The sequence below is a fragment of the Methanosarcina sp. 2.H.A.1B.4 genome, from assembly GCF_000979385.1.
Classification (GTDB): domain Archaea; phylum Halobacteriota; class Methanosarcinia; order Methanosarcinales; family Methanosarcinaceae; genus Methanosarcina.
Genome location: NZ_JJOV01000082.1, coordinates 38,921 through 51,038 on the forward strand (window position 1 = coordinate 38,921; position 12,118 = coordinate 51,038).

10 protein-coding genes are annotated in these 12,118 nt (G+C 41.5%); 3 read left to right on the top strand and 7 right to left on the bottom strand.

Translation table 11 applies throughout. The features are described from left to right. Positions 1-112: 112 nt before the first annotated feature. Both EO92_RS13395 and EO92_RS16780 read right to left on the bottom strand, forming a co-directional pair. On the bottom strand, positions 113-553 hold the full coding sequence (locus EO92_RS13395) for a universal stress protein (protein ID WP_048172333.1): 441 nt from the start codon (positions 551-553) through the stop codon (positions 113-115). A gap of 85 nt (positions 554-638) precedes the next feature. Next, positions 639-2,699: a histidine kinase dimerization/phosphoacceptor domain -containing protein gene (locus tag EO92_RS16780; protein ID WP_052734364.1), complete on the bottom strand. Its 2,061-nt coding sequence runs from the start codon at positions 2,697-2,699 to the stop codon at positions 639-641. 464 nt (positions 2,700-3,163) lie between these two features. On the opposite strand from EO92_RS16780, the gene EO92_RS13405 reads away from it, so the two are divergent. Then, the gene (locus EO92_RS13405; protein WP_048172336.1) at positions 3,164-3,610 is read left to right on the top strand and encodes a hypothetical protein; all 447 of its coding nucleotides are present in this window, start codon (positions 3,164-3,166) and stop codon (positions 3,608-3,610) included. A 101-nt stretch (positions 3,611-3,711) separates the two neighbouring features. On the opposite strand, the gene EO92_RS13410 is transcribed toward EO92_RS13405, so the two are convergent. Together EO92_RS13410 and EO92_RS13415 are read right to left on the bottom strand one after the other, a co-directional pair. Further along, complete coding sequence (locus tag EO92_RS13410; RefSeq protein WP_048172338.1) at positions 3,712-4,059, bottom strand: hypothetical protein; 348 nt, start codon at positions 4,057-4,059, stop codon at positions 3,712-3,714. 22 nt (positions 4,060-4,081) lie between these two features. Next, a complete protein-coding gene (locus EO92_RS13415) occupies positions 4,082-4,261 on the bottom strand; it encodes a hypothetical protein (RefSeq protein ID WP_048172340.1) in 180 nt (59 codons plus the stop codon). Between the two features lie 480 nt (positions 4,262-4,741). On the opposite strand from EO92_RS13415, the gene thiI reads away from it, so the two are divergent. Then, the gene (thiI, locus tag EO92_RS13420) at positions 4,742-5,980 is read left to right on the top strand and encodes a tRNA uracil 4-sulfurtransferase ThiI (protein WP_048172404.1); all 1,239 of its coding nucleotides are present in this window, start codon (positions 4,742-4,744) and stop codon (positions 5,978-5,980) included. 550 nt (positions 5,981-6,530) lie between these two features. Next, complete coding sequence (locus tag EO92_RS17910) at positions 6,531-6,680, top strand: hypothetical protein (protein WP_156165834.1); 150 nt, start codon at positions 6,531-6,533, stop codon at positions 6,678-6,680. 297 nt (positions 6,681-6,977) lie between these two features. On the opposite strand, the gene EO92_RS13430 is transcribed toward EO92_RS17910, so the two are convergent. From EO92_RS13430 to EO92_RS16785, 3 genes are all read right to left on the bottom strand, one after another. Then, a complete protein-coding gene (locus EO92_RS13430; RefSeq protein WP_048172344.1) occupies positions 6,978-7,376 on the bottom strand; it encodes a response regulator in 399 nt (132 codons plus the stop codon). A gap of 386 nt (positions 7,377-7,762) precedes the next feature. Continuing rightward, positions 7,763-8,176 (bottom strand): response regulator, encoded by a 414-nt coding sequence (locus EO92_RS13435; RefSeq protein WP_048133072.1) that lies wholly within the window; start codon positions 8,174-8,176, stop codon positions 7,763-7,765. Further along, a complete protein-coding gene (locus EO92_RS16785; protein WP_235283335.1) occupies positions 8,148-11,753 on the bottom strand; it encodes a PAS domain-containing protein in 3,606 nt (1,201 codons plus the stop codon). The genes EO92_RS13435 and EO92_RS16785 overlap by 29 nt, the downstream gene beginning before the upstream one ends. Positions 11,754-12,118: the final 365 nt, after the last annotated feature.

Genomic DNA, 12,118 nt, shown 5'->3' on the forward strand with positions numbered 1-12,118 from the left:
GGTAAAAAATAACTGATAGTTTTTCAGGACCTGTATTACCTGGCAATCACCTGGCAATCACCTGGCAATCACCTGGCAATCACCTGGCAATCACCTGGCAATCACCTGACAATCACCTGACAATCATTACAGGGACTTTTGAGTGCCTGAGAACATTCTCTGCCACACTGCCGATAAGGAATCTCTGGACTCCTGTCAGGCCCTGTGTGCCCATTACTATCAGGTCAATATTACTCTCCTCTGCATATTCAAGGATTTTTTCAGCCGGAACACCTTTCAGATACATCGGCTCCACTTTAACTCCGGCTTCTTTTCCAAGGTTTTCTACATAGCCAGTTGCAACCCCTCCCTGATTTGCAAGATATTCTTCAAATGCCTCAGTCCAGCCCATAACTGTCCTTGCAGTTCCGGCGTGCTCGGTAGAAACAACATACAGAACATATACTTCAGCCCCTGTTGCCCGCGCAATGTCTATTCCATAAGAAGCTGCTTTTTTGGCGTTTTCTGAACCATCCGTTGCAATCAGGATTTTTTTGAAAAGATTTCCACTCATTTAAACTACCCCCTTTAATATTCTAATTAAAAATATGCAGGTATTACTATTAGAATTTCATCCTGAATGGAATAGTCCTGAAGTTTCAGGCCGTTTCCCTGATTCTTTCCCTAAATTTAAGCGTAAATTTCGTACCTTTTTCCCTCTCAAGGTCTATTCTCCCCTCTATCTGGTTCACAAGAGCATTTACAAGCTGCAAACCAAGGGTTTCCGTGTTTCTGAAATCGACATCTTCGGGAAAGCCCTTCCCGTTGTCTGCAAAGATAAGAGTAAATTGTTTATGCATATCCTTACCTTTATCAGGAATCTTCGGAATAGGGGGTTTACCTGAGATTTCCTTTTCGTTTACTGCTTCTCCGGTTCCTTCCCCGAAAAGTTCAACATTTATTTCCCCTCCTTTGCCCTGGGGAAAAGCATATTTGATGGCGTTAGTGAAAAGTTCGTTGATTATAATGCCCAGAGAAACTGCTGTGTCAACACCGAGATAAACTTTTCCTACATTGAGGTTTACCCTTATAGCTGAACTCTCGGTACTGTATGAACGGAGGAGATCAGCTATTAATTTGTGGATATAAGACGAGAAATCAAGAATGTCAAGGTTTCCTGATTCATAAAGTTCTTCGTGTATAAGCGACATTGAGACAATTCGGCTTTCACTTTCCCTAAAAGCCTCAATAACCTTTCTATCACTGAATTTCTCGGCTTGCAGGTCCAGCAGAGAAGAAACTATTTGCAGGTTATTCTTGATCCTGTGGTTGATCTCTTTTTTCCGGAGCTGCTCGGCTCTTTCAAGGGCTTCTTCTGCAACCTTCCTTTCGGTAATGTCAATGACCACCCCCTGAAAATGAGTGGCGCGACCTTCTGCATCCCTCTGGATGAATGTCCTCTCATCGACCCAGCGCAATTCCCCTTCTTTTGTGCAGATCCGATATTCCATCTTGAAACCTTCGCAGTTGTCTTCTACGCAGCTGTCAAGCTGTTCCTGGACATTATTTAGATCCTCCTTATGGACAATATCGCCGTAAAGGATTCTTCCGGAGGTGAAGTCTTCAACCTCATACCCAAACTGTGAAACATTTTCAGACACGAAATCCGCAGGCCATTTTTCCTCGTTTCGCCATAAAAATACGACTGCTGGACTGTTATTGATGACTGTCCAGAACACTTTCTGCACTTCGAGGGCTATTTTCAATGCCTCCTCACTTTCCCTGAACATACTGCAGATGCCCGGCATCATCCCGAACTCCTCTGATACTTCTGAAGCCTCTCCTTTTTTCTTTTTGTAGATCGCGGCAAGCTCCTTTGGAATTACTTCTTCCAGTTCATGCATCGAATACCCTGAAGTTTTTCGATCTTGAGAGTGGGCAGCTTTCCCGGAGAAAAGCTCACTGCGGTCCTGAAAAGTCTGGCTTACATCTCTAAAATAAGCAGGGTTCGGAACTTCCTCGAGTAATGATTCTAAAAAATGTATCCTGTCCTGTAGTTCTGCATCAATCCTTTTACACTTCTGGACTTTACGAACCAGAGACAGGACATACCTTAAAAAACGTACTTCTTCAGGGGCAAACTCATCCGGTCTGGTTCTGTAAAGCGTTACAACAATACCGGGTTTTCCCTGGATTCTTATAAAGACACTGATCCCCCCGGCAAGCTCATCTAACTTATCAGGCTGTCCAATACATCCGATTTCCTGAATCGAAGGCTGATTTTCCGTAAGGTCAACGCCGTCGTGAGAAAACTTGAAAATTCTGCAGAATTCGGCTTTGAGAGCAGAAACTACCATCTCTGAAGCCCGGTCCGCCAGGTTTTCAGAAAATGCGTCTTGCTGCTTTTTCTGCGTAAATAGTGTTTTCTTTCTTGCTGTCATGGAGGCAAGATCCATTCCGTGGATATGTACACATTCGTTTTCCGCCGGATTAAAAGTGAGTAAGTATTCTTTGTTATTCTCTTTTACTTCAATGTTTAAAGCTTCTTTCTTTCTGATCGTTTTCCGGATGAAAGGAAGAATTTCCAACGGAAGTTTTTGTCCAGGTTCGATTCTCCATATTTCCAGTAAAGGAACTGATGCTTCGTTTGCGTAAAGTACAATTCCATCTTTTCCAGCTCTCATTATGGGATAAGGGTTTGTAGAGAGGAGATTACGCATCCATTGAAGCTCATTCCCTCCACTTTTCACTACAGTAATAACTATGCCAAACGCCCCCGTTTGCTACCAAATTATATCTTATTATGCGTATATATTGATAGATCTGCATAAAAATGATCTCAGGTAAGAGATATTTATTAATAATGTGATAATTCAATTCCCTGAAAAGGACAAAATATTTAATTTCATGATGAAAAAACAGGTTAGATGCTGAGAATTTCTATTTTCCCTGCAAATTGCCTACTTTTAAATGGCATAATGGAATAATTTTTATGGGCTGCATCTAATATTAAATGGAAATGAAAACTTGCAGGAGATAAAACTCTGATAAAAAACAAAAAATCGATTTGAATTTAAAGTTTCATCAAATTCAAAACTCTTATCGTTTAGAGTTTTTTATCTTTTAGAATTCTTAGGAAAGTTTTGATCGAAAATAAGGTTTTGATAAACTCAGGTGATAATTCTTGTCAAAAAAACAGGTAATTTGTATATTACTTCTCACAGTTGCCCTTCTCGCTTCAGGTTGTATGGGGGAAGACGGAACAAAACTGTCAATTTCGGGCAATGATACCGAAATAAATGTCAGCCTCCCCGAGCAATCCGAAGGCAACTGGTGCCCTGTAGGTTCTCAGGTCCAGGTTAAAAATCCCACCACCGGAAAAGCCCTTAATATGAAAATTACCGGCACCGAAGAGTTCGATAACAAAACCCTTTGCAAAGCCATGATAGAAACCGGAAGCGAAGAGAACACCACCAGATACGAGTACATGTGGTCACAGGACAAAAATACCACGATATGGACAAAGTACGGCGAGGACGGAAATCTCTCAATAAGATATGTCTACACGGATGGTAAAAAGACAATCATTGATGGAGCGGGAAGAAAACTTGAGTTCGGGGAAAGGGCATAAAGAAATGACATTATCTCCCCTCTTCAATTTATACTTGCAAATAATTTCTTAAAAACTACAGAGTGTCCCATAATTATAAATATAATATATATACACCCATATTAATGTAGTTGGTTTATATAATCTCTAATAAAAACAGAACAAAATAAAATTGCAATAAAAAAAAGTGGGTTGCCTGAATGTTGCCAGAAACGGCCGTTCTCTCTTTTTCCTCCGGTTCCTTCCAGATCCGCCTCTTGATATGGCAGGTAGCCGGATTGCTTTCCTGAAACTGCTGTTTCCTTGTTTGTTTCCGACACCCGCTTGAAACCAGTTCTCAGATTGCAAGAGGGTGGTGCGAATGTTGGCCAGAAGCCTTGCAAGCTCCCTTGTTTGTTTCGACACCGGTGCTGGGCGGCTAGAATGTTAACCAGAAACCCCTGGTGGACTTCCTTGTTGGTTTCTGACACCCATGCCTTCTTTCTTGGGGTTTCAGACTTCGAGGTCTGCCCCAAGGATTCTCGCTTCGACAGATCCTTCTTCAGCGCTCGGCTTTCCGATAGCGGTCCCGAGCAAAACGATCCAGCCCACAGGAAATAGTATCAGCAGAAGGCTATAAGCAGCTATCACTGTCACTATCGATTTTCCGGCAAGCTTTTTCAGAGTATCCATTGGTACTCCACCCCTGGCGTGGTTGTCTTTTTTTGTTTTTGTCGTTTCGATAGGTGGGCAATTTTTACCCAGTCTTACCCAATGTCTTCGATATTGTGCGTAATACACAATAGCATACAATACTATAATAGTCCTGACTTATATAGATTTTCCAAAAATAATATTACTGTATGTATATTTTTTGTACTGATTAACAATGATATATCACCGGGGCAATTTTTCATGTTTTGTAATATTCTTTCATATATCTCCATGCAATTATTATCTTTCCCAAAAATTACGCTATTTAAAGTTTTCTGTCTGTCTCCCCTAAGTTGCCGCAATAGGTTCCTTTTTTCCTGAAAAAAAAATTCTTTTTCCTGAAAACTTTAAACGCCATGTCGCCCTAACCGTTAAGTACACATGACAGGCAATTCTGATGAGATCGAAGCAAAAAATGCATCTGATATTGATATAAAGACTAAAAGAGACAGCGAGAACATGCCAGATACTTTTACTAATAGTATGGATAACCAGGACTCCGGTCCTTCTCGCCAGGGCTTCGAAAGCCAGGCAAATGTTGTTATAGTTAGATATGGGGAGCTTGCTCTTAAAAGCACAGGCGTTCGGAACTGGTATGAGAAAATTCTCATGAAGAACATTGCCGCAATGCTGGACTCAAGAAGCATTCCATATTCCCTGATACGGAGAGAATGGGGCAGGATATTTATTGAGACGACAGATCCGCGGGCAGCTGGAGCGGCAGCAGACGTTTTTGGGATTGTCTCAACTTCTTCTGCATTAATAACAGAACCAGACCTTGAGAGTGCAGCCAGGACCTGTGCTCTTCTTGGAACATGCCTCATTCGGGAAGGAGAATCTTTTGCTATCCGGGCTAGAAGAAGCGGAAACCATTCTTTCACTTCAGCGGATTTAGGGAGAAACTGCGGAGACGCTGTCTGGAACGCACTTGAAAAAGAAGGAAAACATCCCAGGGTTGACCTGAGTTCTCCTGATAAGGAAATTTTTGTAGAGATGCGGCAGAATCTGGCTTATATTTACCTGGAGACGGTTAAAGGAGTTGGAGGACTTCCCCTCGGCACACAGGGCAGTATGGTAGTGCTGATGTCCGGAGGCATCGATTCCCCTGTCGCTGCATGGCTGATGATGAAGCGTGGTGTAATGATTATCCCTGTTTACTGCAATAACTCTCCTTATGCAGAGGATGCGGCAAAGGAACGTGCTTTTGACTGCATCCGCCAGCTACAGGCCTGGGCTCCAGGGCACCAGTTCACAACTTATGAGCTCCTCCACGGTCCAAATCTAGGGGCTTTTATCGAAACATGCGACCGAAAAAACACATGCCTCCTCTGCAAACGTATGATGTACAGAGAAGCCTACGAAGTTATGAAAAAAGAAGGCGCAAGTGGGATTATTACTGGCTCTTCCCTCGGACAGGTAGCCTCCCAGACTGCTGCCAACATGCATGCCGAAATATATCAGCTTGCTATCCCGATTTATCACCCTTTAATTGCCTTTGACAAAAGTGAGATCGTGGATATTGCCCGCAGAATTGGAACTTATGATATATCTACAAGGTCAGCCGGAAGTTGTGCTGCAGTTCCGGAACATCCCGAAGTCAAGGCAAACTATGACCTCATAGTTCTTGAGGAGAAAAAGCTTGATATTGAGACTATGGTTGGCGATGCTTTGAAATCTGCAAAGGTCCTCAAGCTCTAATTGGAACCATGGGCTTTTGAATAGAGAAATTTTAGCATTGAGCATAGCTTTAATTCTCTATTATATTTTTAGTTCAGTTGACTTCTAAGTTATATCTATTTCGGTTTCATACTTTTTAAATTATACAAAACTGTAATGATTTATATAAGATCTCTTACGTTTAATATTCTGGGCGTTATACTTCTAATGGAGTTCATAATCCAACCTCCAGTTCAATCCACAGGTTCAATCCACAATCACAACTTTTATAATGCAGTTAACGCCCCCAATCCACAATCATAACTTTTCTAATGCAGTTAAAGTCCCCAATCCACAATCACAACTTTTCTAATGCAGTTAAAGTCCTTCTCTTTATCAGGTCGCTATTCAAACCACACACATTGAATTTTTATCTACAGATGTATAAATTTCTCTAAAATGAAATTATTTAAAAAATTATTTATTTCTACTCCTGCTAATCTATTCTATGAATGGCTTTTCTCGCTCAGACCCAAAAACTTCCCGAATACGAACAGTTTTACTTTTATTCACTATTACAAGTTTCCTGTTGATGACTGCCGGTTCACTGTATATCGATATGTACCCTGATAATCCCGGACCAGGCGAATTTCTTGTAAACACCGCAGGTCCTGTATTCTGGATCTTCTGCGGCATCTGGTTCTTATTTAATGTAGTCACTATCCTGAACTCCAGACGCTAGAAAATCCCTATTAGAATTTTTTAAGCAGGCTGCTCCAGACAAACTGGCGTGGGTACATTATATTGTTTTGGTTGAAAAGCGGTTTCCAGAGCAGGGAAAATGTTTCTTAGGTCAGGTGCAGGATTTATCTAAAATACAAAGCAAAAAACCGAAAAATGCCTTTTTCAATTATTTTTACTATGTTGAATATATCAACCGACTTATCAGGGTCTGCCAGTGAGGTTTTTGCTCTTAATTATAAAGTGGACTGCTTCCCCTTCCTCCTTTTATCTTTCCCCAAAGTTAAATGGATTTCTCTTACTTTTCTTCATTTACCCTTCTCGACCTGTGTTTATGGAGAGCCATTTCTATATTGCTGAAAAGGTCCTCTTCTTTGAAGGGTTTTGAAATATACCCGGAAGGCTCTGTTAGTTTTGCCCTCTCAAGAGTTTTAATGTCAGTATAGGCTGTAAGGTAGATAACAGGTATTGAAAAGCGTGATTTGATAATCCTGGTTGCCTCAATCCCATCCATGTCTCCCTTCAACATAATATCCATCAAAACAAGATCAGGATTTGTAAGCTCTGTTTTTCTTATTGCCTCTTCCCCCGAAATAGCAGTCACAGGAACGGTATACCCCATGTTTTTTAACCTATTTCTAATGTTCAGAGCCACTATATTCTGATCTTCAACGACCAGAATCTTTGCTTTGTACATTATTTCCCCCCGTTTTTATCTTTTCATCTTCCGGGAGATATTCTGATTTATTAACCAGTTGACCCCCCGTTTTTATCGAGTTTGATATTTATCCCCGTCGCGAATTATCTCAGGTTAATTCTTTTTCTCGCCTACTAAATACATACGACCTGTATTTCCGGAACAAATATCCGCGAAAAATTTTCATCCCATGCAGCATTGGAGCAGCAAAACTCAGATAAAATCTACGTGGCATACCTTTTAATTACAGTAGTATACCATTTAAGAACGGTGGCATACCCTTTTAAGAACGGTAGCATACCATTTAAGAAAGTTTAATCTATTTTTGAGAAACATGTATCCGTTTTAACCGGATACAGGCTTTATTTAAGGTGTATTGAAGAGTTTTATTCGTCATTACTGGAACTCTCAATCTCTTTTTTTTCGGCTCTGTGTTTATGGAGCGCCATCTCAATATTGCTATGCAGGTCCTCTTCTTTGAAAGGCTTAGAAATATATCCTGCCGGTTCTGTCATTTTAGCCCTTTCAAGGGTTTCATCGTCAGTATAAGCTGTCAAATATAGTACAGGAATTCTAAGGCGGGTTTTTATTTCACGGGCAGCTTCAATTCCATCCATGTCTCCTTTCAACATGATATCCATCAAAACAAGATCCGCACTCGTCAGCTCTGCTTTTCTTATTGCTTCCTCTCCTGTGGATGCAGTGCCGGGTACCGTATAACCCAGATTTTTGAGTTTATTTCTGATGTTTAGAGCGACGATGTTCTGGTCTTCAACAACCAGAATTTTTGCCTTTTTCATTGTATCTCCCCTTTGATACTGATACTTTTTCAGATGACTGGCAGGTCTCCTTAAACCAGATTTTGAACTTAGTCCCCGAACATATTTCAAGTTCAATCGTGCCCTCCAGTTGCTCGACAAGTATATTTACCAGTTGGAGACCCAGAGAGCTCGTGTTCCTGAAATCAATATTTTCCGGAAAACCCGACCCATTGTCCGAAACTACCAGTGTGTACTGGATATTTTTTTCAACTGAACTCTTAGCACCAATATTATTGATGCTATTACTTATACTTTTATTCTCACTATTTTCTTCTGTTCTGAAAATTTTAATGCAAACTTCACCTTTCCTGCCTGATGGAAAAGCGTGTTTCAGAGAATTGGATACAAGCTCATTTATAATTATCCCGAGAGGAATTGCAGTATCCATTCCCAGGAAAGTCTCTTCGATATCGAGCTGTATATTTATATCCCCTTTTCTGACTGTGTATGAGTGGAACAGGTCCGCTGTCAGTTTCTGAAGGTAAGCTGAAAAATCCAGGGTCTCGTTATTTTTTGACCTGTACAGCTCCTCATGAATTATTGCCATTGTAGCAACCCGGTTCTGACTCTCACGGAAAGCTTCGAGAACTTCTATATCGTTAAACTTCTCTGCCTGAAGTTCAAGGAGGCTTGAGATTACCTGCAGGTTGTTCTTTATCCTGTGATGTATCTCCTTTTTACGGATTTCTTCCATTTTTGCAAGAGATTCTTCAGCTTCTTTTTGTTTGCTAATATCATAGGCTGTACCCTGTAGAATTCTCTTTTTGCCCGTGGGATCGGAAACATTCTGGATAATCTCACGGATCCACCTTAGCTTTCCATCCCTGTGCTTTATCCGATACTCGTGCTCTATAAGAAGTAAGGGGTCTTTTACCAATCTCTCCCTATTCTCAAAAAGCTTTTCTCTGTCTTTGGGATGAACAATCCGGTACCAGTCAGCTTTTCCGAAGATGAAGTCCCCTCTTCTGTATCCTGTAGTTTCTTCTATATTGCCGTCTACGAGAATCGGGGTGAAGTCAAGTCCCATCTGGAAAGCAATTCCTCTGAAGTTTTTCATGAAGGACCTGTAGCGCGCTTCGCTTTCTTTCAGTTTTTCTGAAGCCAGTTTTATGCCTGTAATATCTTTCATTACACCGAAAGCTTTTCGAATGCTCCCATTTTCATCTCTCAGATAGACTCCGCTGTCTTCCACATGGATGTAGCTCCCATCCTTCTTCCTGAACCTGTACTCAATACGGAACTTATTTTCTTTTTCTTGAAATGTCCTGAGTTCACCAAGTGTTTTTTCCCGATCTTCAGGATGAATATGGTTTGCCCACGAAACATTGTCAAATTTATTAAATTCATCTACCGTATATCCCGTGACATCCCGGATGGCTCCTGCCCACTTGATTATATTTCCCCCGTGGTCATGTTCAAACACTATCTGCCCTGTCTGTTCGGCAGCTATTCTAAACCTCTCTTCACTTTCCAGGAGTTTTTCCTGAGCAGCTCTCTTTTCTGTGATGTCTTTTATCACTCCGGCTGCCATATACACACAGCCTTTTTCATCTTTCAGGTAAACTCCCTCATCCTCTACATAGAAGTAACTTCCATCCTTTCTCCTGAACCTGTAGTTCTGATGGAAATCTCCCCCATGCTGCAGGCAACATTCGTGAGCATACCTTACCTTTTGGAGGTCTTCCGGGTGGATCAGTTCCATCCATCTATCGATCCTGATGTCCTTGAACTCCTCAAAACTATACCCTGTAATCTGCGGAATTGCTCCTGCCCAGTCAATTTTGCCGTCTGTGAAATTATCGTAATATAAAAGCATTTTAGTTTTTTCTGCGATCAAACGGTAGCGGCTCTCACTCTTTACCAGTTCCTCATGGGCAAGTTTTCTATCAGTGATATCTTTTATTACCCCAAGAACCCTGCATATATCTCTGTTATCGGCTTGCAGGTAAATGCCGCTGTCTTCAACGCAGATGTAACTTCCATCTTTTCTTCTGAACCTGTACTCTTCAGAGTACTTTCCCCCATTTTTTATGCACTCGTCGTGGGCTTTTACTGCTTTTTCCCGGTCTTCAGGATGGACGTGCTGAGCCCATACTTCGGGAGTGAAGCCCTGAAATTCTTCACAGCTATATCCTGTAAGTTCTTCAACTGCTCCTGCCCAGGAACTGTGATTATTTTTTACGTTATAATCATAAACGAGTTGCCCTGTCTGTTCGGCTGTTATGCGGAACCTCTCCTCGCTTCGTTCAAGGATTTCGCGGGCAAGTTTTCTTTCTGTAATATCCTTTATCACTCCGACAATCCGGTAAACCTGGGAAAGGTCTTCCTGAATGTACACGCCGCTATCTTCTACATGGAAGTAGCTTCCGTCTTTCCTTCTGAACCTGTATTCTCCAAGGTATTTCCCCCCGTTTTTCATACACTTTTCATGTATTTCCCATGCCTTTTCTCGGTCTTCCGGATGGACGTGTTCTATCCAGCTTTCCAGGTCTACTTGCCTGAACTCTTCAGGGCTGTAGCCTGTAAGTTGTGGGATTGCTCCCGCCCAGTCAATTTGTTTTGATTCCACCTCATAATCATAAACTAGCTGCCCTGTCTGCTCAGCAGCAATCCTGTATCTCTCCTCACTTTTCCTTAAAAATTTTTCAGCTTCTTTGCGCGGGGTAATATCCAGCATTACGCCCACGATTCCGGCAATCTCTCCGGAACTGTCCTCGTAAGTAGCTTTATGGAACAGGAAGTCTCTGCTCACACCGTCAGCGCAGATAACCCTGGTCTCGTAGTAATGGCTTCCCCCATTATCCAGAAGTTCCCTGTCATTTTTGTAATAGATCTCAGCCAGCTTTTTTGGAACCCTCTTCTGAAACTCAGAGAATGATCCCCCTATGCCCATCTCCTTTGGAAGCCCCATGATTTGCCTGGCTAAACTCTCGTTACAGTTTACATAATTCTCATTCAGACCCCTCTGGAATACAGGGCTTGGAATGCTGTCAAGAAGTGTCTCAAGAAACTGGAGATTGTTCCGAAGGGTTTTTTCAATCTTCTTTCTCTCGGTTACTTCCTGTGCAAGTTTTTCGTTTGCTTCTATATACTCAAGGGTCCTTAGCTCAACAAGTTTTTCCAGTCTCTCATGCTGGGACCTGAATTTCTCTTCAGCCCGTACCCTGTAACTTATGTCAAACCCATAGATGTCTGTGTACCCATCTTCCGAATGAGGATAAAGCTTTAGAGCATACGTAGCATTCTCTATATTGATTTCAAGGTTCTCAGGCTTTTTCTGTGAAAGAATCCTTCTTATACCGTGCCTCAGTGATTGAGGAAGCTCTTCTCCTTTTTTTATACCCCAGTGCTCAAGAAGAATGCAGGCTGCTCTATTGGCATAAAGAACCTTTCCATTCTTTTTTATCCTGAGGACAGGGTTAGGGTTCTCCGAAGGAAAGTGCTCTATTATTTTTTCGTGCAGCTCTATTGAGTTTTCAGGTTCTAATTCCCCAGCCTCTTCTTTTTTCTCGGGAAAGCTGTTACTTTTAATAACTTCCAGTCCCCCATTTTTCACTTTTTGCCTTAGTCTCTTAGATCTCAGAGCGAGAATCATATTTTCGCTTAAAAACAGGGTTAAAAATAGCCTTTTGCGGATCTTCCCATTTTTCCGCTATTTCCACCCTTCAATCCGACGTATCGGGGTTTTATTGCAAAAATATATACTCTGGTCTGTTAGGTATCCATTATTTAAAAAGTATATGATGTGTCCCCGGATTTTGTAAAGTTTAGATCCGGATATTCTTAAACCGGATGTTCTTCAGATATCGTTTTTCCGGAAAAAACTTCAATGAGCTTTTCTGAGAATAATTAATTTTCCGTATGTTACTTCTTCTGCCGGAGGATGAGCATCAAGAAAGCAAAAGCACAGAAAATAGGATG